This is a genomic window from Aeribacillus sp. FSL W8-0870 (assembly GCF_037963755.1).
GTDB lineage: Bacteria > Bacillota > Bacilli > Bacillales > Aeribacillaceae > Aeribacillus > Aeribacillus composti.
The window spans coordinates 2,753,476-2,775,220 of record NZ_CP150165.1 but is presented as its reverse complement, the minus strand read 5'-3'; the positions used below and the strand labels follow the sequence as shown (position 1 = coordinate 2,775,220).

General features: G+C 40.1%; 20 protein-coding genes and 1 riboswitch. Of the genes, 15 read left to right on the top strand and 5 right to left on the bottom strand.

The window, feature by feature from the left end:
* Nucleotides 1-46: 46 nt before the first annotated feature.
* Nucleotides 47-1,714, bottom strand: a complete 1,668-nt coding sequence (locus NSU02_RS13465; RefSeq protein ID WP_339193042.1) for an SNF2-related protein — start codon at nucleotides 1,712-1,714, stop codon at nucleotides 47-49.
* A 283-nt stretch (nucleotides 1,715-1,997) separates the two neighbouring features.
* Nucleotides 1,998-2,085, top strand: a riboswitch (glycine riboswitch).
* 213 nt (nucleotides 2,086-2,298) lie between these two features.
* Between NSU02_RS13465 and gcvT the strand changes: the two genes are divergently transcribed.
* From gcvT to gcvPB, 3 genes are read left to right on the top strand one after another with little or no spacing between them, the layout of a single operon-like run.
* Entirely contained in the window at nucleotides 2,299-3,414 is a 1,116-nt protein-coding gene (gcvT, locus tag NSU02_RS13460; protein WP_082829399.1) for a glycine cleavage system aminomethyltransferase GcvT, read from the top strand.
* Nucleotides 3,415-3,432: 18 nt separating this feature from the next.
* Nucleotides 3,433-4,776, top strand: a complete 1,344-nt coding sequence (gcvPA, locus tag NSU02_RS13455; RefSeq protein ID WP_339193040.1) for an aminomethyl-transferring glycine dehydrogenase subunit GcvPA — start codon at nucleotides 3,433-3,435, stop codon at nucleotides 4,774-4,776.
* The gene (gene gcvPB / locus NSU02_RS13450; protein WP_130156377.1) at nucleotides 4,767-6,227 is read left to right on the top strand and encodes an aminomethyl-transferring glycine dehydrogenase subunit GcvPB; all 1,461 of its coding nucleotides are present in this window, start codon (nucleotides 4,767-4,769) and stop codon (nucleotides 6,225-6,227) included. Before gcvPA ends, gcvPB begins: the two co-directional genes overlap by 10 nt.
* Before the next feature lie 40 nt (nucleotides 6,228-6,267).
* Here gcvPB and NSU02_RS13445 read toward each other — a convergent pair whose 3' ends face one another.
* A complete protein-coding gene (locus tag NSU02_RS13445) occupies nucleotides 6,268-6,642 on the bottom strand; it encodes a rhodanese-like domain-containing protein (protein ID WP_063388106.1) in 375 nt (124 codons plus the stop codon).
* Between the two features lie 193 nt (nucleotides 6,643-6,835).
* Here NSU02_RS13445 and NSU02_RS13440 point away from each other — a divergent pair, with 193 nt between their 5' ends.
* From NSU02_RS13440 to NSU02_RS13430, 3 genes are all read left to right on the top strand, one after another.
* Entirely contained in the window at nucleotides 6,836-7,672 is an 837-nt protein-coding gene (locus NSU02_RS13440; RefSeq protein ID WP_063388107.1) for a biotin/lipoate A/B protein ligase family protein, read from the top strand.
* 323 nt (nucleotides 7,673-7,995) lie between these two features.
* Nucleotides 7,996-10,557, top strand: coding sequence for a vitamin B12-dependent ribonucleotide reductase (locus NSU02_RS13435; RefSeq protein WP_063388108.1), 2,562 nt, complete (start codon nucleotides 7,996-7,998; stop codon nucleotides 10,555-10,557).
* A gap of 748 nt (nucleotides 10,558-11,305) precedes the next feature.
* Entirely contained in the window at nucleotides 11,306-12,184 is an 879-nt protein-coding gene (locus NSU02_RS13430) for a patatin-like phospholipase family protein (RefSeq protein WP_130156379.1), read from the top strand.
* Here the strand turns inward: NSU02_RS13430 and NSU02_RS13425 are convergent.
* The 3 genes from NSU02_RS13425 to NSU02_RS13415 form a co-directional block, all read right to left on the bottom strand.
* Nucleotides 12,181-12,552 carry an SA1362 family protein gene (locus tag NSU02_RS13425; protein WP_066247602.1) on the bottom strand — a complete coding sequence of 124 codons (372 nt, stop codon included), beginning with the start codon at nucleotides 12,550-12,552 and terminating at the stop codon, nucleotides 12,181-12,183. The genes NSU02_RS13430 and NSU02_RS13425 overlap by 4 nt on opposite strands.
* 57 nt (nucleotides 12,553-12,609) lie before the next feature.
* Nucleotides 12,610-13,548 (bottom strand): DUF1385 domain-containing protein, encoded by a 939-nt coding sequence (locus NSU02_RS13420; protein WP_066247604.1) that lies wholly within the window; start codon nucleotides 13,546-13,548, stop codon nucleotides 12,610-12,612.
* Nucleotides 13,549-13,900: 352 nt separating this feature from the next.
* Nucleotides 13,901-15,010: an IS4 family transposase gene (locus tag NSU02_RS13415; RefSeq protein ID WP_144596560.1), complete on the bottom strand. Its 1,110-nt coding sequence runs from the start codon at nucleotides 15,008-15,010 to the stop codon at nucleotides 13,901-13,903.
* 193 nt (nucleotides 15,011-15,203) lie between these two features.
* Here NSU02_RS13415 and NSU02_RS13410 point away from each other — a divergent pair, with 193 nt between their 5' ends.
* From NSU02_RS13410 to spoIIIAE, 9 genes are all read left to right on the top strand, one after another.
* The gene (locus tag NSU02_RS13410; protein WP_063388112.1) at nucleotides 15,204-15,698 is read left to right on the top strand and encodes a YqhR family membrane protein; all 495 of its coding nucleotides are present in this window, start codon (nucleotides 15,204-15,206) and stop codon (nucleotides 15,696-15,698) included.
* 140 nt (nucleotides 15,699-15,838) lie between these two features.
* On the top strand, nucleotides 15,839-16,291 hold the full coding sequence (gene aroQ, locus NSU02_RS13405; protein ID WP_339193038.1) for a type II 3-dehydroquinate dehydratase: 453 nt from the start codon (nucleotides 15,839-15,841) through the stop codon (nucleotides 16,289-16,291).
* The gene (locus NSU02_RS13400; RefSeq protein WP_094246194.1) at nucleotides 16,281-17,342 is read left to right on the top strand and encodes a Xaa-Pro peptidase family protein; all 1,062 of its coding nucleotides are present in this window, start codon (nucleotides 16,281-16,283) and stop codon (nucleotides 17,340-17,342) included. Before aroQ ends, NSU02_RS13400 begins: the two co-directional genes overlap by 11 nt.
* Before the next feature lie 50 nt (nucleotides 17,343-17,392).
* The gene (gene efp, locus NSU02_RS13395; RefSeq protein ID WP_063388115.1) at nucleotides 17,393-17,950 is read left to right on the top strand and encodes an elongation factor P; all 558 of its coding nucleotides are present in this window, start codon (nucleotides 17,393-17,395) and stop codon (nucleotides 17,948-17,950) included.
* A 481-nt stretch (nucleotides 17,951-18,431) separates the two neighbouring features.
* Nucleotides 18,432-19,349: a stage III sporulation protein AA gene (gene spoIIIAA, locus NSU02_RS13390; protein ID WP_063388116.1), complete on the top strand. Its 918-nt coding sequence runs from the start codon at nucleotides 18,432-18,434 to the stop codon at nucleotides 19,347-19,349.
* A gap of 2 nt (nucleotides 19,350-19,351) precedes the next feature.
* On the top strand, nucleotides 19,352-19,864 hold the full coding sequence (spoIIIAB, locus tag NSU02_RS13385; protein ID WP_066247606.1) for a stage III sporulation protein SpoIIIAB: 513 nt from the start codon (nucleotides 19,352-19,354) through the stop codon (nucleotides 19,862-19,864).
* Between the two features lie 27 nt (nucleotides 19,865-19,891).
* Nucleotides 19,892-20,098 carry a stage III sporulation protein AC gene (gene spoIIIAC, locus NSU02_RS13380; RefSeq protein WP_063388118.1) on the top strand — a complete coding sequence of 69 codons (207 nt, stop codon included), beginning with the start codon at nucleotides 19,892-19,894 and terminating at the stop codon, nucleotides 20,096-20,098.
* 6 nt (nucleotides 20,099-20,104) lie between these two features.
* Complete coding sequence (gene spoIIIAD, locus NSU02_RS13375) at nucleotides 20,105-20,503, top strand: stage III sporulation protein AD (RefSeq protein WP_094246193.1); 399 nt, start codon at nucleotides 20,105-20,107, stop codon at nucleotides 20,501-20,503.
* A gap of 82 nt (nucleotides 20,504-20,585) precedes the next feature.
* The gene (gene spoIIIAE / locus NSU02_RS13370) at nucleotides 20,586-21,734 is read left to right on the top strand and encodes a stage III sporulation protein AE (protein WP_311067360.1); all 1,149 of its coding nucleotides are present in this window, start codon (nucleotides 20,586-20,588) and stop codon (nucleotides 21,732-21,734) included.
* Nucleotides 21,735-21,745 lie beyond the last annotated feature (11 nt).

Below are 21,745 nucleotides of genomic sequence, written 5' to 3'. Positions count from 1 at the left end.
CGCCTCCTATTTAAAAATTTTGCAAGCAGCTATGAAAATAAAGAAATCAGTTATTCTCGGCCTGTTGTAATTGTTCACCAAAGTTAAGAATAGCCGCTAAATTTTCCATTTTAATTTTCATTTCTCCTTCCGAACTCGACTGAATCATAATATCTTCTATATGTTCATGAATATTGCGGAGGTCAAGTTTTGCTAAAATACTGTCCAATTCCCCAATAACACGTTCAAACAAATTTATTTTTTCATATAATAGCTTTAAGATATGCTCCTCTACTGTATTTTTTGTCGCCATGTTATAAATGAACACATCTCGTTCTTGTCCGAGACGGTGGATGCGCCCGATTCGCTGCTCCAAACGCATCGGGTTCCAAGGCAGATCATAATTAATGATATGATTGCAAAACTGCAAATTTATCCCTTCCCCTCCTGCCTCTGTCGCGATCAGTACTTGCGCTCTATTTTTAAATAAATCCTTCATCCAATCCTTTTTGCCGCGTTTAAATCCGCCGCGGAACGGAACAGATGTTATGCCGTGCTGTTTTAAAAACCATTGTAAATATAATTGTGTTGCCCGGTATTCGGTAAAAATAATCACTTTATCGTTAATGTTTTGAATGAGTTCGACCGTTTTTTCTGCTTTCGAATTTTTTGTTACTTGATCGATATAGCCCATTAGATTGCGAATGATCTTTTCAGGCAATTGTGGAGCTTCATCCTTTTTATCAAGCATTTTTTTTAATGTTATGTACACTGCTTCTCTGCTCGAACATGCTTCACGCTGAAGCGTTAAAATGGAGAAACTGCTTGTCGGAATAGAGAATGACGACCGAATTTGGCTGATGGCATCATATAAAGCCTTTTCAGCTTCCGAAAATTGAATCCAAATCGTTTCCACATGTCTTTTTGACCATTCAATTCCTGTATCAATGCGGCGGTTTCGTATCATAACTTTATTGACAAGTTCTCGTAAATGCTCATCGTCACGAATATTCCGTCCTTTTTTCTTAAACATATCGTGAAAGAGCTGTTCATTGCCGAGATGTCCAGGTTTTAAAAGAGAAACAAGGTTGAAAATTTCTTCAATGCGATTTTGAATAGGCGTTGCCGTCAATAATAAACAAAATTTTTTCTTTAAATTTTGAACAAACTTATAGTTTTTTGTTTTGTTATTTTTTAATTTATGCGCTTCATCAATGATGACCATGTCATAATCCAATCCGTGAATAATTTCTTTATGGGGGCTTCTTTTTGCTGTATCAAGGGAAGATACGACAACATCGCATTGCTCCCAAACATAGCTTTTCTTTTGCTCAACGGCAGGAATGTAAAATTTTTCATTTAATTCCCTCACCCATTGGGAGACGAGTGAAGCTGGAACTAAGATGAGCACTTTTTTGACAAGTCCGCGAATCATATATTCTTTTAATATTAATCCGGCTTCAATTGTTTTGCCGAGACCGACTTCATCAGCTAATATTGCTTTTCCGTTTAATTTTTCTACTACTGTTTGTGCGACCTCCAATTGGTGGGGAAGAGGGGTTACATGATCAAGATGCAAAGGAGCTACTAAACCTTCAAATGATGGAATGGACAAATAATTCGTAACTTCATAAGCTAATTTGTATAATTCCCAGTTTGCCCACGGACCGTCTTCCTTTAATCTTTGCAAAAATTCTTCTTCCCATGTTGTTTTATAGCGGATGTTTATATTCATTGCCCACACCCTATCCTTTATTTTTATATTCAAAGTGAAATGTTCATTTTTTTTATCGCTAATTCAAAAACCGTTCCGTTTTTTGATTATAAATTTTTATAAACACGAACAATTAACAATGATTTTTTAAAATTATTTGGGAAAGGTATTGCTGAAAACGTTTAAAGATGATACCATTAAAATACGTTTGAAGTCTTTTTCTTTTGTTTTCTACTCATCTTTTTCCTTTTTGTCGAATATGTCATTTGTTATTTTTTCACAATTTACAAGAAAATATGTGCGGATGAGAGCAAGGGGAGAGACCTCCTTTGTGAGGCGCCGAAGGAGCAAGCATATGTGAATCTCTCAGGCAAAAAGACTCTTGTTTGACGCAGCTCTGGAGAGTGTTTGCATATTGTGCAAACCACCAAAGGGGAAAGCCTTTTTAAGGTAAACTTTCAGGTGCAAGGACAGAGACGGTGTAGCAAAATCTTGTCGATTGGAATAGACAAGACGATACTAGGCCGTTTTCTGTCCTTTTTTCTGCTTTTTAAGCTGAAAAATTTTGAGAGAAATTAGATGCAAAAAATAGATCAGGAGGGGAAATGATGAATGAATTAAAACGCACTCCTCTTTTTGAAGTGTATAAACAATATCGAGCAAAGACGATCAATTTTGGAGGATGGGAATTACCTGTGCAATTTACTTCCATTAAAGAGGAGCATTACGCTGTCCGCACCAATGCAGGTCTATTTGATGTTTCTCATATGGGAGAAATCATTGTAAAAGGGAAAGATAGTCTTCAGTTTTTGCAAAAGGTATTAACTAATGATGTTTCAAAGCTTCGGGATGGAAAGGCTCAATACACAATTATGTGTTATGAAGATGGAGGCTGTGTAGACGATTTAATCGTTTATCGGCTAAACGAGGAAAAATATCTTTTAGTAGTCAATGCAGCGAATATTCAAAAAGATTTTCAATGGCTCATGTCTCAAAAACACGGAGATGTTGAATTGCAAAATATTTCTGAAAGCTGTGCTCTCCTTGCATTGCAAGGCCAGAAAGCGGAAAAGGTGCTGCAAACTTTAACAGACGTACACTTATCTGAGTTGAAATTTTTTGAATTTATTGAAAGTGCTGAGATCGCAGGTAAAAAAGCGCTCATTGCCCGAACTGGTTATACCGGGGAAGACGGCTTTGAAATCTATTGCCAAAGTGAGGACGCCGTTTATTTATGGGAGAAGATTTTGCAAGCAGGAGATAAAGAAAAAGTTGTTCCATGCGGATTGGGCGCTCGTGATACTTTGCGGCTGGAAGCAGCTTTGCCGTTGTACGGTCAAGATCTTTCGGAAGACATTACTCCGATAGAAGCAGGAGTCGGATTTGCAGTGAAGCTTACGAAAAAAGAGAATTTTATCGGAAAAGATGTATTGCAAATACAAAAAGAACAAGGGGTATCGAGGCTGGCGGTCGGCTTGGAAATGATCGAAAAAGGCATTCCCCGTTCAGGCTATAAATTGTTTTCTGGAAATCAACAAATTGGAGTTGTTACATCAGGGACGCACTCTCCTACTTTGAATAAAAGCATTGGAATCGCTCTCGTCAAGAAAGAATTTTCGGAGATCGGGAATGAAATCGAGGTGGAAGTTCGGACAAAACGATTAAAAGCAAGAGTAGTACCAACTCCATTTTATAAACGACCAACAAAAAATGGAAAATAAAGAAAGGAGAAGCTTTCGATGAAGCATCGCTATTTACCGATGACAGAAACTGATCGAAAAGAGATGTTGGAGGCGATCGGAGTCGAATCGATCGATGACCTGTTTGCCGACATTCCAGAAAGTGTACGGTATAAAGGAAAATACAACATAAAGGCTCAGAAACCGGAAACCGAGCTGTTTCGCGAGCTATCTCAACTTGCTGCCAAAAATAAAGATGTAAAAACAAACGTTTCCTTTTTGGGAGCTGGAGTGTATGACCATTATATTCCGGCAATTGTCGATCATGTCATTTCCCGATCAGAGTTTTATACGGCTTATACGCCATACCAGCCAGAAATTTCTCAAGGCGAGCTCCAAGCAATATTCGAATTTCAAACAATGATTTGTGAATTGACAGGAATGGATGTCGCCAACTCGTCGATGTACGACGGAGGGACAGCTTTAGCAGAAGCTGCATTATTAGCTGCAGGTCAAACAAAAAAGAAAAAGGTGCTCGTTTCGCAAACGGTGCATCCTGAAACGAGAGATGTGCTAAAAACTTATGCAAAAGGACAAAACGTTGAGGTAGTGGAAATCCCTTACCGAAACGGAGTGACCGATGTAGAGGCATTAAAAGAAATGATGAACGCCGAAGTAGCATCAGTCATTGTACAGCATCCAAATTTTTTCGGCCAACTTGAACCGCTTCACCAAATCGAAGAGATCTCCCATTCCGAGAAAAGCTTATTGATCGTTTCAAGCAATCCTCTTGCTTTAGGTGTGCTTTCACCGCCTGGTTCATTTGGTGCGGATATCGTAGTAGGCGATGTTCAACCGTTTGGAATTCCAATGTCTTTTGGCGGTCCAACTTGTGGATATTTCGCCGTAAAAAAAGAGCTGATGAGAAAAATTCCTGGGCGACTCGTCGGTCAAACAGTAGATGAAGAGGGGAAACGAGGCTTTGTTCTCACTCTGCAGGCAAGGGAGCAGCATATCAGAAGGGATAAAGCTACATCAAACATTTGCTCCAACCAAGCGTTAAATGCTCTTGCCTCTTCTGTTGCCATGACTGCTCTTGGAAAAACAGGTGTAAAAGAAATGGCTTATCAAAATATCCAAAAAGCAAACTATGCGAAAAAGATGTTTGAGAAGAAAGGTTTTTCCATTCCGTTTCAAGGTCCAATATTTAATGAGTTTGTCGTGAAGCTGTCCAAACCAGTTTCTTTGGCCAATAAAAAGCTGCTCGAAAAGGGAATCATCGGCGGCTACGACCTTGGCAGAACGTATCCGGAACTTGAAAAACATATGCTTGTAGCGGTAACAGAGCTTCGTTCGAAAGAAGAAATCGATTTATTTGTGAACGAGTTGGAGGGATGGCAATGAAGGATCAACCGTTAATTTTTGAAATATCAAAACCGGGACGGATCGGATACAGCCTGCCTGATTTAGACGTACCGGAGGAAAATATTGATCAGCTGATTCCTAGTGACTATTTGCGGACAGAAGATGCCGAGCTGCCGGAAGTATCAGAACTTGACATTATGCGCCATTATACTGCTTTGTCGAAGCGGAACCACGGTGTGGATTCCGGTTTTTATCCGCTTGGTTCCTGTACAATGAAATATAATCCGAAAATAAATGAAAATGTGGCAAGATTAACTGGCTTTTCTTATATTCATCCATTACAGGATGAAGCGACGGTTCAAGGAGCAATGGAATTAATGTATGATTTATCAGAACATTTAAAAGAAATTACAGGTATGGATGCTGTTACATTGCAGCCGTCTGCAGGGGCGCACGGAGAGTGGACGGGGCTCATGATGATTCGCGCCTACCATGAGGCAAATGGAGAAAAACATCGAACACAAGTGATTGTACCTGATTCAGCCCATGGAACAAATCCTGCTTCAGCGACCGTTGCCGGTTTTGAAACTGTCACGGTGCGATCTGATCAAAACGGACTTGTCGACTTAGACGACTTAAAGAGAGTGGTAGGAGAAAATACAGCTGCTCTTATGTTAACAAACCCAAATACGCTCGGTTTGTTTGAAGAGCATATTGTAGAGATGGCGGAGATTGTTCATTCAGTTGGAGGAAAATTGTATTATGACGGAGCGAATTTAAATGCAATTTTAGGCAAAGCGAGACCAGGGGATATGGGCTTTGATGTCGTTCATTTAAATCTTCATAAAACGTTTACAGGCCCCCACGGGGGAGGGGGTCCCGGTTCAGGACCTGTCGGTGTGAAAAAAGAGTTAATTCCTTTTTTGCCGAAGCCTGTGCTCGTCAAGGATGAAAATGGATTTCGTTTCGACGAAGACAGGCCGCAATCGATCGGACGAGTAAAATCATTTTATGGAAATTTTGGAATCAATGTGCGGGCATACACATACATCCGCTCCATGGGTCCGGACGGTTTAAAGGCGGTTTCTGAAAATGCGGTATTAAATGCGAATTATATGCTGAAAAAATTAGCGCCTTATTACGAAATGCCGTATGACCGCATTTGTAAACACGAATTTGTCTTATCTGCGAAACGGCAAAAGAAGCTCGGTGTCCGTGCGCTTGATATTGCAAAAAGGCTTCTCGATTTCGGGTATCATCCGCCGACAATTTATTTTCCGCTCAATGTTGAAGAATGCATGATGATTGAACCGACTGAAACGGAATCGAAGGAAACATTGGATGCCTTTATCGAAGCGATGATTCAAATTGCTAAAGAAGCGGAGGAAGAACCGGAAATCGTTCAAGAAGCTCCTCATACAACAGTCGTCAAAAGGCTCGATGAAACACTCGCAGCAAGAAATCCGATATTAAAATATGAAAAAAAGTAAGGATTCGCGTTTTGCGAATCCTTATCTTTTATACTTGATTTTATTTCCCTTTTTTAATTTTTCCAGTCCACTTTTTAAAGCCGCCCTTTAAATAATAGAGCTCCTGATAGCCTTTTTTCTTCAGCATTTGTGCGGCTCGCCCGCTTCTTGCACTTGACTGGCAATATAAATAAACCGGTTTGTCTGGGCGGATTTCTTTATAGCGCTGTCTCAATTGGGAAAGGGGAATATTTCTTGCTCCTAAAATGTGGCCACCTTCAAATTCATTCGGCTCCCGCACATCGATGAGCTGCGCTTTCCGATAGCCGGCTTTAAATTCTTCCTCCGTTAATCCTTTCATAATCTTTTTTTGATATAAAAATGTGGCCAAAAAATAAATGATAATAGCTGCAAGAATGAGCAATGACCATTCCACGCTTGTTCGACTCCTTTTTATTTGTTTGAATTTATTTGTTTGAAGTTCATGTGAACATACATACGAATGTTGGACAACATTTATTATATAAAACAAGAATGGAAATGTCATTTCTTTTCGGGCGTTTTATTTAACAATATCCTCTTCATTTGATAGACTAAAAAAGCAAATATAAAATAAAGAGGGTTGCGATATGGGAAAAGAAATATGGAATTATATTGATTCTGGCTTTTCATCCCCTTTTTACAATATGGCTCTTGATGAAGCTTTATTGGACTGGCACAGTGAAGGAAAAATCGCTCCGACGATTCGTTTTTACGGATGGAATCCGCCGACATTATCCATCGGCTATTTTCAAAAGGTTGAAAAAGAAATTGATATGGATGCTGTAAGACGGCACGGCCTTGGCTTTGTACGAAGACCAACAGGCGGAAGGGGCGTGCTGCATGACAAGGAGCTTACATATAGCGTCATCGTATCCGAAGATCATCCGCGAATGCCCAAAACCGTGACAGAGGCTTATCGTGTAATTTCGGAAGGAATTTTGCATGGATTTCGCTTGTTAGGCTTAGACGCTCATTTTGCAATTCCAAGAACGGATGAAGAAAAACAGCATTTGAAAAATCCGCGGTCATCTGTATGCTTTGATGCACCGTCTTGGTATGAGCTGGTAGTTGAAGGAAGAAAAGTTGCCGGGAGTGCCCAAACTCGCCAGAAAGGCGTTATCCTGCAGCACGGCTCGATATTGCTAGATTTAGATGAAAAGCTGCTGTTCGACTTGTTTAAATATCCTAATGAGCGAGTCAGGGAAAGATTAGAGAAAAACTTTAAAAATAAAGCGGTGGCGATCAACGACCTTAGAGAAACTCCAGTCACAATGGAAGAGGCATGGAGCGCCTTTAAAAAAGGGTTTGAATACGGGCTTGATATTGAGCTGAGACCGTATCAATTGTCTAGCGAACAAGAAGAGTATGTGAAAAAACTGGCTAAAGAGAAATATGAAACAGAAGAATGGAATTTTAGAAGATGAAGCGGCGAACATGCCGTTTTTTGTATGATCAAAATGAAATGGATCGTTGCTTGTAAATCAAGGTGCCGATGTGTTTTCAAAAACTGCAACTGACAAATTTCTTCAAATACCGCCGGAATGATTCTAAGATCATTAAATTTCTTTTCCTTGCTTCTTTTTTTGGTTAGTTTTACATTTGACATTTTCATAATGTAGCGTATATCATACAATATATAGAGCAAACAAATGTTCTTTAGCACAATATATTGTTATTTTTTCGTTGATAATATCATCTAAATGTGGTAACGTATATCAAGTACGATATTTTTAAGGGAGTTGTGAATATGACAGTGGCGCTGAATGAGAAAATGAAAATTGATGTGGAGAAGCTGAATAAAGATATCAGCCTTTTCCCGCAGGTGCATCCGATTACGGAAGATATGAAAATCACGCACAAAGGTGTTTCGCGCCTTGTAATGCTGGACAGGTATTCATTTAAAGACACTGAAAAAATTACGCTATCTGAAGGCGATTTTGTAGTGCTGACGATCAAGGAAGATCCAAAATTTCCTGCAAGAGGGCTAGGTTACATTAAAGAAATTGATTGGGAAAATAAAAAGGCAAAGGTTCAGGTCGAAGAAGAGTTTCGTCATACTCTTGAAAAGCCTGAAGAACGGGAGACGGGAATCATCGTTCGCTCTTTAGATGTCATCGAAAAACCGCTTGAAATTTTTTATGAACAAATTGCCAAAAGAAATGCAACAGGTCTTGCTGCTGTTGAAAAAACAGAAGAAAAAAGAAAAGAATGGTTTGAAAAATTTTATCAAGAGCTCGTCAATCTGCATTTTATTCCGGCTGGCCGGGTTCTTTACGGCGCAGGAGCAGGAACCGAAGTGACGTATTTTAACTGCTATGTCATGCCCTTTGTAAAAGATTCCCGTGAAGGGATCTCTGAACACCGCAAACAAGTAATGGAAATTATGAGCCGCGGAGGCGGTGTCGGCACGAACGGTTCAACATTGAGACCAAGAAACACATTAGCCCGAGGTGTAAACGGCAAATCATCAGGATCTGTGTCGTGGCTGGATGACATTGCAAAATTAACCCATCTTGTTGAACAAGGTGGCTCACGGCGAGGAGCCCAAATGATTATGCTGGCCGACTGGCATCCTGACATCATTGAATTTATCGTTTCCAAAATGCAAAACCCGCGCATTTTGCGCTACTTAATTGAAAATACAAATGATGAAGGAATTAAGAAGGCGGCTGAAGACAAGCTCAAATTTGTTCCTCTTACACAGCAAGAGCGCGACATGTATCAAGGAATTGTCAACTTTAAAAATGTTCCGGGCAAAGGAGGCTTTTCAGACGCTGTTATTAGAGAGGCGGAATTAAAGCTTCGAGTCGGAGGAACATATACTGTTCATAATCCGGAATTTTTAACAGGCGCTAACATTTCTGTCTGCTTGACGAAAGAGTTTATGGAAGCAGTGGAAGAAGATCGGGAGTATGAGCTTCGCTTCCCAGATGTGGAAAGCTACAATGATGAAGAAATGAAGATTTACAATGAAGAATGGCATAAAGTTGGCGATGTGCGCGAGTGGGAGAAAATGGGGCATCGCGTGCGCGTGTACCGCAAAATTCGCGCAAGAGAGCTTTGGAAGCTGATTAACATTTGTGCAACCTATTCAGCGGAGCCAGGTATTTTCTTCATTGACAATGCCAATGATATGACGAACGCAAGAGCATACGGTCAAAAGGTTGTTGCAACAAATCCGTGCGGTGAACAGCCTCTTGCACCATATTCCGTCTGCAACTTAGCAGCAGTAAACTTGGCGAAGATGGTCGACAAGGAAAAGAAAGCTGTTGACTATGAAAAGCTCAAACGAACTGTGGAAATCGGCGTCAGAATGCAAGATAATGTCATTGATGCTACGCCTTATTTTCTCGAAGAAAACAAAAAGCAAGCGCTGGGTGAACGGCGCATCGGCTTAGGCGTTATGGGTTTGGCGGACTTGCTTATCTACTGCGAAAAAGAATATGGAGCAGAGGACGGCAACAAGCTTGTTGATGAAGTGTTTAAGGTAATTGCAACGACCGCATACCGGGCATCAATAGAACTGGCAAAAGAAAAAGGCAGCTTCCCGTTCCTAGTCGGCGAAACGGAGGAAGAGACGCAAAAATTAAGACAAGCCTTCATTAATACAGGATATATGAAAAAAATGCCGGAAGATATTCGCGAAAACATTTTAAAATATGGTATTCGCAACTCGCATTTGCTGACGGTAGCACCGACAGGATCAACTGGCACTATGGTTGGCGTTTCTACAGGTCTTGAGCCATATTTCTCCTTCTCGTACTACCGAAGCGGGCGTCTTGGCAAATTTATTGAAGTAAAAGCGGATATCGTTCAAGAATATTTAAACGAACATCCGGAAGCTGATCCGAATCATTTACCGCATTGGTTTGTGTCAGCGATGGACTTGTCGCCTGAAGCTCATGCTGATGTGCAATGCATCATTCAACGATGGGTCGATTCAAGCCTTTCCAAAACAGTAAATGCGCCGAAAGGCTATACAGTTGATCAAGTGCAAAAAGTATATGAGCGCCTATGGAAGGGCGGAGCAAAAGGCGGAACTGTTTATGTAGACGGAAGCCGTGATACCCAAGTCCTGACATTAAAAGCGGAAGAAAATGTATTGAATGACGACATTCCGGAATCGACGAAAGAAAATGAAGGTAAAGTTGTGTTAATGAACACTGTTCAAGATTTGCGCTCAACTGATGTCACATATGGCAACGAAGTCGGCAATACATGTCCTGTTTGCCGGGAAGGAAAGGTTCAAGAAATCGGCGGCTGCAATACTTGTACAAAATGCGGTGCCCAATTGAAATGTGGATTATAATAAAGCGGCAGACTTGTTCTGCTGCTTTATTCTTGTGCGCCCGGCATGGGTGTAATCTATAGGGTGAAAGTCCCGAGCTGCGAAGGCAGAAGTAGCAGTTAGCTTAACGCAAGGGTGTCCGTGGTGACGCGGAATCTGAAGGAAGCGAGCGGCAAACTTCCGGTCTGAGGAACACGAACTTCATATGAGGCTAGGTATCACTGGGTGAGTTTGCAAGACAAAACAAAGCCCTTTCTGCCGAAGGTGATACAGAGTAAATGAAGCAGATGGATGGAAGGAAAGATTACACTCTTACCCGGGGAGGTCTGGCTGGCACGCCAAGTAACCTTGGTAACCTATCTAGTGATAGATAGCTGAACAGTCAGAAGTCAGCAGAGGTCATAGTATTAGTTGGTCTAGAACAACTAAGAAGGACCGAACAATTAAGAGAGAATAGCCCTTGGCATTCAGTGAGTCATGATGAACACAGAAAACGTAGTACCTCACTTGAGGGAGGAAGCGGTGAATCCCGTGGGAGATCTCTTGGAGGGTGGAGTGACCACTGGCATAAAGAGAACAGCTATTCACGGAAGTTATAAAGACTTGCGTCAATTATCTTAATTGAACCGCCGTATACGGAACCGTACGTACGGTGGTGTGAGAGGACGGGAGTTAATCGCTCCCTCCTACTCGATTTATTGAAAACAAACTTCTAAACATCGTTTTCCCTTCTTAAAATGTAGTAACGGAATAGTAAGGAGGGAATGCTTTGAAAATTGACGGTGTTTTTTCTGGTGGAGGGATCAAAGGCTTCGCTTTTATTGGAGCATACAAGGCCTTGGAGGAAAAAGGATTTGAATTCGCCAGGGTTGCTGGCACGAGCGCCGGTTCGATCATTGCCGCTCTCATTGCAGCCGGCTACAAAAGTGATGAAATCCTTTCTTTGATGGACAGCTTAGAGCTGCGAAAGTTTTTAGATAAAAGAAAAGGAATTATGTCATTTATGCTCATGAAATGGATCAGTGTTTATTGGCGGATGGGACTATATAAAGGACAATTTTTAGAAGAATGGATGGAAGAAAAATTAAAAGCAAAAGGAGTTTCAACATTTGCAGATTTGCCGAAAGGAAAGCTTCGTGTGATTGCCTCCGACCTTACGAACGGAAAAATTGTTGTATTGCCGGACGATTTAAGCAAATATGGAATCAATGCTAATAGATTTTCTGTTGCAAAGGCAGTCAGAATGAGCTCATGCCTCCCGTATTTTTTTGAACCTGTCAAACTATGGACGAAGGATGGCGTCAGTATTGTTGTCGATGGAGGAGTGCTCAGCAATTTCCCGATTTGGCTTTTTGATGGAAAAATAAAAAAAAGACCGATCCTCGGTTTTCAGCTTAGCGCGCATATAGAGGAAAGGCCAAAAAATGAAATAAAAAACGCTTTATCAATGTTTCATGCGTTATTTGAAACGATGAAAGAAGCGCACGATGCAAGGCATATTGCTACAAGGCATGAACGCAGCATCGTTTTTATTCCGGTTGAAAATATTTTAACGACGGAATTTAAAATTACGAATGAGAAGAAACAGGAATTAATTCAGCTCGGCAAAGAAAAAACGGAAACCTTTTTAAAAAAGTGGTCCTATTAGAAAAGAGCTCTATTTTTCTTTTTTCCTTTTTTACCTTCGATGACTGTCAAATGATTGTTTTCTCTCCGCCTTTTAGCAGAGATAGCCGTTTTGTTTTTTTTGTGGAGTACGTGCTTTTGAGCATAATGTATCTTTTTGTCTTTAAATCTTTTTTTCGATCTTTTCGCAGCTTTTAAAAACTGTGAATACTCATTATTTGTACGTTTTTTCATCACTAAGCGATAAATGAGGATGATGATCCCGATGACAACCGCCCAAATAAACAATTTGAAAAAAGTCTTTGGATTGAAAAAGAGCATATAAATAAGCCCTAAACCTCCTAAAGTAGCGATAACGGCGAATACGGGATGGACGGGAAAACGGTTCATCTAAAGGCCACCTCCATCAGTCGTTTTCAAGAAAAAGAAAAGCTCTCGTTTATCAAATCAACCAATACGCTCCATTTTTTCCGTCTCTTCTTCCAATAAAAGCAGCTTTTGAAAGCTTGCAATCGCTACTTCCACTTGATCGTCTGTAGGTTCTTTTGTCGTCAGCAGCTGAAGCCATAGTCCTGGATAACCAAGATATTTTAAAACAGGCTTATGCCGCAGCTTATTTGTAAACTGCAATACTTCAAATGAAATGCCGAGAACAACCGGTATAAGAGCGATTCGGTCAACAACGCGAAGCCAAAGCGGGTCTGTCGGAACGAGCAGATACACAAATACTCCAACAATAACCGTAAACAAAATGAAACTGGAACCGCATCGATAATGAAGTCTTGATTGTTTTTGTACATTTTCAACAGTTAAAGCGAGCCCGTTTTCATAGGCGTTAATCACTTTATGCTCAGCCCCATGGTATTGAAAAACACGCTTTACTAAAGGAGTCATCGAGATGAAATAAATATAAGCAAGCAACAGCAAAAGCTTAAAAAAGCCTTCGAGCAAAATTTGCCCCACATCCGATGAGATGATCGGCCTGAACCATTCTGCGATAAACACTGGAATTAAAGTAAAGATAAATTTGCCAAGCAAAAATGACAGCACTCCGACAGCAGCAGCTCCTAAAATGAGTGAAAGCTTCGACTCTTTTTTTTCTTCTGACAATAATTTTTCATCATCGGCTGGATCAACATCGTATCGATCTGAAGAATAGCTTAAATGCTTGGAGCCGTTTGCGCTTGCTTCAATAATGGCGGCAATTCCGCGAATAAAAGGAATTTTTTTGAAGCGGGATAATATAGGATGTTTTTTTCGCGGCAATTGAAAAAAATCAATTGAATTGTCTTTTCTCCTGATCGCTGTGACGAAATGATGCTTCCCTCCAAACATAACTCCTTCAATTACCGCTTGCCCGCCATACATAGTCTTTTCGTTTTTCATGACGCACCAACCTGCCTATCTATATAATAAAAAAGCTATTGAAAAGTTTTATTTATTACTATTCTACAAAAAATTAGATGAAACCTCTAGGTTGGATGTGTCTTTTTTCCAATAGGGCGGCGTGAAAAACTTTATCATTATTTAGTATGAATGAAATAAATTTTTTTATACAAAAAATCAGTAGCGTTGCATAAAAAATAAAAACATTTTATGCAGAATTTTCTGAATAAAATATTTTATGATAAACGAAAAACAAGGCAGTAACCAACTAAAGGTGATCACTATCCATTTGGTAATAAATGTATTTGTTTTATTGTTACATGGCTACTGCGCTTCGCCGACTTTTTTCAACTCATTCCCGTTGAATTCGTTCCACCCACACGGTACTTGGTTTCCAAAGAAAAACGCGAAGCCAACGATAAATCTGGGTGAGAGAATGTTTCGATTTCATTTCAAGTTGAATAAGAATGAGTAAACAGTAAGAAATCAGAGCTAAGTAAACCTGATTTTCTACAGCTTCTGGACTCGTTCCATAAAGATGTTTGAGTGTTAAACGTTGCTTAATCCACTTAAAAAATAATTCAATGGCCCATCGAGAACGATAGATATCACCAAGTTCTTCTGGATCTAGGTCGAATCGGTTCGTAATGATTCGAATTCGATTCCCGTCCGAATCGAATGTTTCGATTAATCGAAAGACATTTTCCGTTCGTTTTTGTGGTGTCCCAATGACCACCATCGAATCAGATAAAATAGAGGAATTGGATGGGACAGAGAACGATTCAAGAAATCGAACATAGGCATTCTTTTTCAGACGGGAGGCGAAAAAGAGGCCTTTATCACAGTAATAATCGAACTTTTCGTAGTCTACATAACCACGATCAAACACGTACATGGCATCTGTTTCGTCGATCAGTTGTTCCATTTGTGTTCGATCATTGTTCCCTGCTGGGGTCATGACCATTTTTTCCGGATAAACCGTATCTTCATTGACAAACACCAGTCGTAAATGAACCTTAATTCCCGACTTCGTTTTGCGAAACGTAGCCCATTGATATTTTTTCAGATTCAGTGAAATGGTCGTAGAATCCACGATTTTTAAGCCACTCACCTGACTGGAGGAATTCGTGGACATCTGGCGGATTTGATTCACTAAATCCAGAAAGATTTCTGCGAGCAATTCGGGTTTTACTTGGCGATGTTTTCGAGAAAGTTGTGAAGCACTAATAGATGTCAATCCTAATTCTCGCTGAAAATCATCCAGTAACGCATCATCGGCGATGGCGCGCAGTCCTTCTCGTTGTTGAAGTTGAGCATGCAAAAACAAAAGTAAATACGCTTTTGTGGTTAATTTTTTCGTATATTTATCTTGTTTCATCTCTTCAATTCTTTGTGTAAATTTAACAGAATTGAGAGGAGTGACCCATTTACCAAATGAAGAAAATAGTGTATCCTTGTCCATAGGCTTCATCCTTTATATTGGATTTGGACAGGGACCACCTGTACCATCCATTATAAAGGATTTTTTTATGGACTTTTTTCAATTCAGAATTTTCGAATTAAATTAATGCAACGCTAGTGACAAAAAATAAACTTTTCATGAAAAATTCATCAAGAAAAGAAAAGTGGACATATTAAAAGAGGGAGGTGGACGGATGCTTAACAGCGAAAAAAAGAATTCTACTGGTAAGGAAAAGAAAAAAGAACCATTCCGATCCTTTTTTCTGAAAATTGTTGTCATTGGTTTTACTGGCGGAGTATTATGGAGTTTGATAGGATATTTAGCGTATGTGTTGAACTTTACGAAAATCGGGCCAAATCGAGCTCTCATGTTATTTGCCTTTGATAATTGGAAGAACGGAGTCGCTGGGCATTTTGCGGGAGCTGCCTTCATAGGCATCATTTCTATACTTACTGCATTTTTATATTATGTTCTGTTCAAAAAAGTTCGGTCAATATGGGGAGGCATTGTTTTCGGAGTCGCGCTGTGGGCCGTTGTTTTTTGCTGGCTGGGACCGGCATTTCTAAAAATCGATCCGCTCGGTCGGCTTGGTACAAATACCATTGTCACCTCCATCTGCTTGTATGTGCTGTTTGGCGTTTTTGTCGGGTATTCCATTTCCTACGAATATGGGGAGCGTCAATCATAAACTAAATGATGAGATTATAGAACTGTGTCAGGGTCACAAGATCCAATCATAAACTAAATGATGAGAGATCAAGAATCTTATGGTAGAATGTTCATAATACTGGACATTCTTTTTTAATACATGATAGAAAGGTGTAATCGATGGAGAGAATACTTGTGATCAATGGCCCGAATTTAAATTATTTAGGCGTGAGGGAGCCGCATATTTACGGAAAAAAAACATTGGCAGATTTGGAAAATGAATTGAAATCTCTCGGTGAAAAAAAACAAGTTCAATTTTCTTTTTTTCAATCGAATCATGAAGGAGAGATTATCGATAAGCTTTATGAAGCCGATCAACAATTTGATGGAGTGATTTTAAATCCAGGAGCTTTTACTCATTACAGCTATGCGATACGGGATGCAATTGCCAGCATTTCAAAACCGGTAATTGAAGTCCATATCTCCAATACAAATCAACGGGAACCGTTCCGGCATCATTCTGTCACAGCACCGGTGACACAAGGGCAAATAATTGGCTTAGGGTTTTACGGCTATCAATTGGCAGCTTTATCTTTACTACGTTTGATCAGGGAGGAAACACATGAAGCTTGAAAAAGTTCGTTCACAAATGGAACAGTTAAATATTGACGGCATGCTCATTACAAACGAATATAACCGCCGCTATTTGACGGGATTTACAGGTACGGCCGGGGTCGCACTGGTGGCAAAAGAGGATGCATGCTTTATTACCGATTTCCGGTATGTAGAACAGTCAAAAAAACAAGTAAAGCATTTTAGAATCGTGCAGCATTCAGGATCGATTTTTGAAGAAGTCGCTGCGCAGGCGAAGAAAATGGGGATCAAAACGCTCGGGTTTGAGCAGGATCATCTTTCTTATTCAACATACACATCGTACAAGGATGTTTTAAAAGGGATTGAATTCGTTCCTGTCTCAAATATTGTGGAAAAGTTGCGCTTGATAAAGACTGATGAAGAGATTAAGATATTAAAGGAAGCCGCTGAAATCGTTGATGCTGCCTTTACACACATTTTACATATGATCCGTCCAGGTGTGAGAGAGATTGAACTAGCGAATGAGCTCGAATTTTTTATGCGAAAAAAAGGAGCAGCTTCCTCATCTTTCGATACGATTGTCGCGTCAGGTTATCGGTCAGCCCTTCCCCATGGTGTAGCAAGTGAAAAACCAATTGAAAAGGGAGAGCTTGTAACGTTTGACTTTGGCGCCTATTATAAAGGATACTGTTCAGATATGACGCGGACAATTGCTGTTGGAGATCCTGGAGATGAAATGAAAGAAATTTATAACATCGTGCTTGAAGCACAAAAGAAAGGCGTGCGCGAAATCAAGTCTGGAATGACTGGAAGGGAAGCGGATGCTGTTACACGTACCTACATTGAGGATAAAGGGTACGGCGAATATTTCGGTCATTCAACTGGACATGGAATCGGACTTGAAATCCATGAAGGACCGACACTATCAGCTCGCTCTGATACCGTTCTTCAGCCAGGCATGGTGGTCACGGTTGAACCTGGTATATACCTTCCAGGAAAAGGCGGGGTAAGAATTGAGGATGATATTTTGATCACTGAGCACGGAAATGAAGTGTTGACTCATTCGAAGAAAGAGCTCATCATTCTCTAGCGAGTGCCCCAATCAATGTTGTTAAAGAAAATGTAATAGGAGGACCAAATATGATTTCTGTAAATGATTTTCGTACAGGTTTAACGATTGAAGTCGATGGGGGGATTTGGCGCGTTCTTGAATTCCAGCATGTAAAGCCTGGTAAAGGGGCGGCGTTCGTTCGTTCAAAATTGCGCAACCTTCGGACAGGTGCCATCCAAGAAAAAACGTTTCGGGCTGGCGAAAAAGTAGCACGTGCTCAAATTGACACCCGGAAAATGCAATATTTGTATGCAAATGGCGATCAGCACGTTTTCATGGACACAGAATCGTATGAACAAATTGAGCTTACTTCAAAACAAATTGAATATGAGTTGAAGTTTTTGAAAGAAAATATGGAAGTATACATCATGATGTATCAAGGCGAAACAATCGGAATTGAGCTTCCGAACACGGTTGAATTAACTGTTACGGAAACAGAACCTGGCATTAAAGGGGACACTGCATCAGGCGGCTCTAAACCGGCTACGCTTGAAACAGGGCTTGTCGTGCAAGTGCCGTTTTTCGTTAATGAAGGGGACGTTATTATCGTCAATACTTCTGACGGTTCTTATGTTTCCCGTGCGTAATTATTCTTAAAAAAAATAATGAAAAAAGACAGAGAAAACGAAAAGACCCGCAGAATTCTAACTGATTTCTGTGGGTTATTTTTTTGAAAAGAAAGATTTTATAGCTATTTTCGCAATCGTTTATAAAAGATCAGAATACACAAGCTTTCCAACCTGGCCTTTTTTTGAACAGGATTCAAATACAGCTTGTCCACCTTTAATGATCTATCCACGCTTTTTTCTTTTTCCTCAATTCACTGAAAACGGCAAAAGGTATAACAATATAAATAAAAGCCGCAAGAAGCCATACAAGTCCATCATAAATTTGAACCAACATTCACTCACCACCCCCTAACTCCATTATAACTGTTAAAATCAGAAAATTCTATCAAATTCTATTGAAATGATAAATGCAAAAAAAGGAATAAGAGAAACGGTAGTCATAAAGTGGCCAAGCTTGCATACATTGAAAATAAATAAGGTATTAAAGGGGGAAGGAAGATTGAAAGAAATCATCTCAATTTTTCCCGAAACAATTGCAAATGAATTAAAGCAGCTTCCTTCTTCTTTTTTTGAACAGATGGAAGAAATTCGCATACGTTTGTACAAGCCGATTGAAATCATCGCTTTCGGCAAACCGCACTTTCTTCACTACGAGGCGACAAAAGAAGACGGGATGATGATTTTAAACAAGATCAGCCAATATTCGATTTACACACTGGAGGAAGAATTAAAGAGAGGTTTTATTACGATTGGAGGAGGGCACCGGATCGGCCTTGCTGGAAAAGTGATTACAGAAAACGGCAATGTCAAAGCCATACGGCACGTTACATCTTTTAATATCCGGATAGCAAGGGAGAAAATAGGCCTGGCTGAGCAATATATTCCTTATGTATATGAAAAAAAATGGTTAAATACGCTTATTTTTGGACCTCCCCAATCAGGAAAAACGACGCTGCTGCGCGATTTTGCCCGGATCATAAGTACTGGGGTTAAAACGATTCCGCCTCAAAAGGTCGGCATTGTGGATGAAAGATCAGAAATAGCCGGCAGTGTAAAAGGAATTCCGCAATTTACTTTTGGTCTTCGCATTGATGTATTGGACGGATGCCCGAAAGCAGAAGGGATGATGATGTTGATCCGTTCGATGAGCCCTGACATCATTATTGCTGATGAAATAGGGCGTAAGGAAGATACCGATGCATTAATGGAAGCTGTGAACAGCGGTGTTCAGCTGTTTGTGAGCGCTCATGGCGAATGCTTTGAAGATTTGCTGCACCGTCCGACCTTAAGAGAACTTATTCAATTAGGCATTTTTGACCGATACATGGAATTGGAGAAAAAAGGTACTCCAGGGACGGTTTCCCGTATATTTGGAAAAAAAGAAAAAGAGATTGTGTATAAAGCAGGTGTGAAATAGCGATGAAATTGCTAGGGTCTTTATTCATCTTATTAGCAACAACATGGATTGGGTTTGATTCGGCTAAACGATTGACAGAGCGGACAAGACAATTGCGGCAATTAAAGGTTTCTTTGCAAAGCTTGGAAGCTGAGATCATGTACGGCCACACACCATTGCAGGATGCATCGCTTCATATTGCCAAACAGGCAGCCCCTCCGCTTTCTAATCTATTTACATTATTTTCTGAGAAATTATCGCAAGGCGACATGGATGTGAAAAGCGCATGGGAAAGCAGTCTGCTTGAAATATGGCCTTATACATCGCTGAAGGAAGGGGAATTGGAAGTTTTAAAGCAATTTGGAGAAACATTGGGGCAGCATGATTTAATCAGCCAGCAAAAGCATATTAAATTGACAATGGCTCATTTGGAAAAAGAAGAAAAAGAAGCGCTGTTTAATCAAGAGCATTACGGAAAAATGACGAAAAGCTTAGGATTTTTAGCGGGATTGCTCATTATCATTCTTTTGATGTAGCGATATAAGCTGGGAGGAGAAAGGGACATGGGTGTTGACGTCAACACAATTTTCCAAATCGCTGGAATCGGAATTATCGTTGCGTTTCTTCATACCATTTTAGATCAAATGGGGAAGAAAGAGTACGCCCAATGGGTTACATTGTTGGGATTTATTTACATACTTTTTATGGTTGCTTCCATTGTCAACGATTTGTTCCAAAAAATTAAAGCGGTTTTTCTTTTTCAAGGATAGGAGGTTTTGGAGATTGAAATTTTTCAAATTGTCGGGCTAGGATTGATTGCAACTTTGCTCGCTCTTGTCATAAAAGAACAAAAGCCGACCTTTGCCTTTCTATTAATCGTCTTTACCGGTGTCTCCATTTTTCTTTTTTTAGTGGATCAAATTTATGAATTGATTCGAATGGTCGAAAGAATTGCGAATGAAGCAAGCATTGATTTGATTTATGTCGAAACCATTTTAAAAATCATCGGAATTGCCTATATTGCTGAATTTGGTGCGCAAATTACGAAAGATGCCGGACAAGGCTCTATTGCATCCAAAATTGAATTGGCAGGGAAAATTTTAATCTTATCTATGGCAATTCCGATCATGACGGTGATTATACAAACGATGATTAAGCTTCTCCCAAATATATAAGTTTAAGGGGGTGATGGGGATTCAGTCATCATTTTTTCGCGGCATCCTTTTTTTGGCGTTTTTTGCTTTCGCTGTGCCAAACATGGTACAAGCCTCTCAAGAGCAAAATTCCTCGGCAGATCCTCCAAAAGAAGAAGCGATTCAACAAGAATATATGGCAGAACAAATGGACGAGCTTGGGATTGAGGAAATTAAAAATTTTTGGAATGACATTATGACGACATACGGAGGACTTCTTCCGGAAAGCCAGAAGGGAAGCTTGATGGATTTTATTAAAGGTGAAAAACAATTTTCTATAAAAGAGTGGGCCGTTGGCATTTTGAAATTTCTTTTACATGAAATCTTGGCAAACGGAAAGCTTCTTGGAACCATTATCATTTTAACGATATTTAGCGTTCTTCTCCAGCATTTACAAAACGCTTTTGAAGAAAAAAATGTAAGCAAAGTTGCTTACTCCATTGTTTATATGGTGCTTGTCATTTTAGCTTTAAACAGTTTTCACGTAGCCATTTCCTATGCAACGAATGCGATTAACGGGATGACAAGCTTTCTTCTAGCTTTAATTCCGATGTTAATAGCTTTAATGGCGTCATCTGGAGGAGTTGCTTCGGCTGCATTTTTTCACCCCATTACCATTTTCTTGATGAACGGAAGCGGTTTGTTGATTGAAAAAATTGTTCTCCCTCTGCTGTTTTTGTCTTCTTTGTTATTTTTAATCAGCACGATGACGGATCAATATAAAGTTACTCAGCTTGCTCAGCTGTTCAGAAGCATTAGCATCTGGCTTTTAGGCATTTTCTTAACCATTTTTTTAGGAGTGATTTCTGTCCAGGGGGCGACGGCAGCTGTGACAGACGGGATCGCCTTGCGGACGACAAAGTTTATAACGGGAAACTTTATACCTGTGCTTGGAAAAATGTTTACGGAAGCGGCTGATACGCTCTTTAGCGCATCGATGCTGTTAAAAAACACAATTGGCGTCATTGGTGTTGCCATTCTCTTTTTGATCACCATTTTTCCGGCAATGAAAGTACTGGCGATTGCCTTCATCTATAAATTTGCCGCTGCCGTTTTGCAGCCTTTAGGGCCGGGAGAGATTATCTCCTGTTTAGACATCATCTCCAAGAGCATCATCTATATACTAGCGGCACTGATCCTTGTATCGTTCATGTTTTTTTTAAGCATTACAGTTATTATCGCAGCGAGCAATGTCACCATGATGGTTCGATAGGAGTGGTGGTA

Coding starts and splice junctions, on each gene's coding strand:
- NSU02_RS13465 (WP_339193042.1), bottom strand. CDS start 1,714: ATGAATATAAACATCCGCTATAAAACAACATGGGAAGAAGAATTTTTG.
- NSU02_RS13400 (WP_094246194.1), top strand. CDS start 16,281: ATGAAGCTTGAAAAAGTTCGTTCACAAATGGAACAGTTAAATATTGAC.
- NSU02_RS13440 (WP_063388107.1), top strand. CDS start 6,836: ATGGGAAAAGAAATATGGAATTATATTGATTCTGGCTTTTCATCCCCT.
- spoIIIAC (WP_063388118.1), top strand. CDS start 19,892: ATGGGTGTTGACGTCAACACAATTTTCCAAATCGCTGGAATCGGAATT.
- gcvT (WP_082829399.1), top strand. CDS start 2,299: ATGATGAATGAATTAAAACGCACTCCTCTTTTTGAAGTGTATAAACAA.
- gcvPA (WP_339193040.1), top strand. CDS start 3,433: ATGAAGCATCGCTATTTACCGATGACAGAAACTGATCGAAAAGAGATG.
- spoIIIAB (WP_066247606.1), top strand. CDS start 19,352: ATGAAATTGCTAGGGTCTTTATTCATCTTATTAGCAACAACATGGATT.
- gcvPB (WP_130156377.1), top strand. CDS start 4,767: ATGGCAATGAAGGATCAACCGTTAATTTTTGAAATATCAAAACCGGGA.
- NSU02_RS13435 (WP_063388108.1), top strand. CDS start 7,996: ATGACAGTGGCGCTGAATGAGAAAATGAAAATTGATGTGGAGAAGCTG.
- spoIIIAE (WP_311067360.1), top strand. CDS start 20,586: ATGGTACAAGCCTCTCAAGAGCAAAATTCCTCGGCAGATCCTCCAAAA.
- NSU02_RS13410 (WP_063388112.1), top strand. CDS start 15,204: ATGCTTAACAGCGAAAAAAAGAATTCTACTGGTAAGGAAAAGAAAAAA.
- NSU02_RS13420 (WP_066247604.1), bottom strand. CDS start 13,548: ATGAAAAACGAAAAGACTATGTATGGCGGGCAAGCGGTAATTGAAGGA.
- aroQ (WP_339193038.1), top strand. CDS start 15,839: ATGGAGAGAATACTTGTGATCAATGGCCCGAATTTAAATTATTTAGGC.
- NSU02_RS13425 (WP_066247602.1), bottom strand. CDS start 12,552: ATGAACCGTTTTCCCGTCCATCCCGTATTCGCCGTTATCGCTACTTTA.
- NSU02_RS13415 (WP_144596560.1), bottom strand. CDS start 15,010: ATGGACAAGGATACACTATTTTCTTCATTTGGTAAATGGGTCACTCCT.
- efp (WP_063388115.1), top strand. CDS start 17,393: ATGATTTCTGTAAATGATTTTCGTACAGGTTTAACGATTGAAGTCGAT.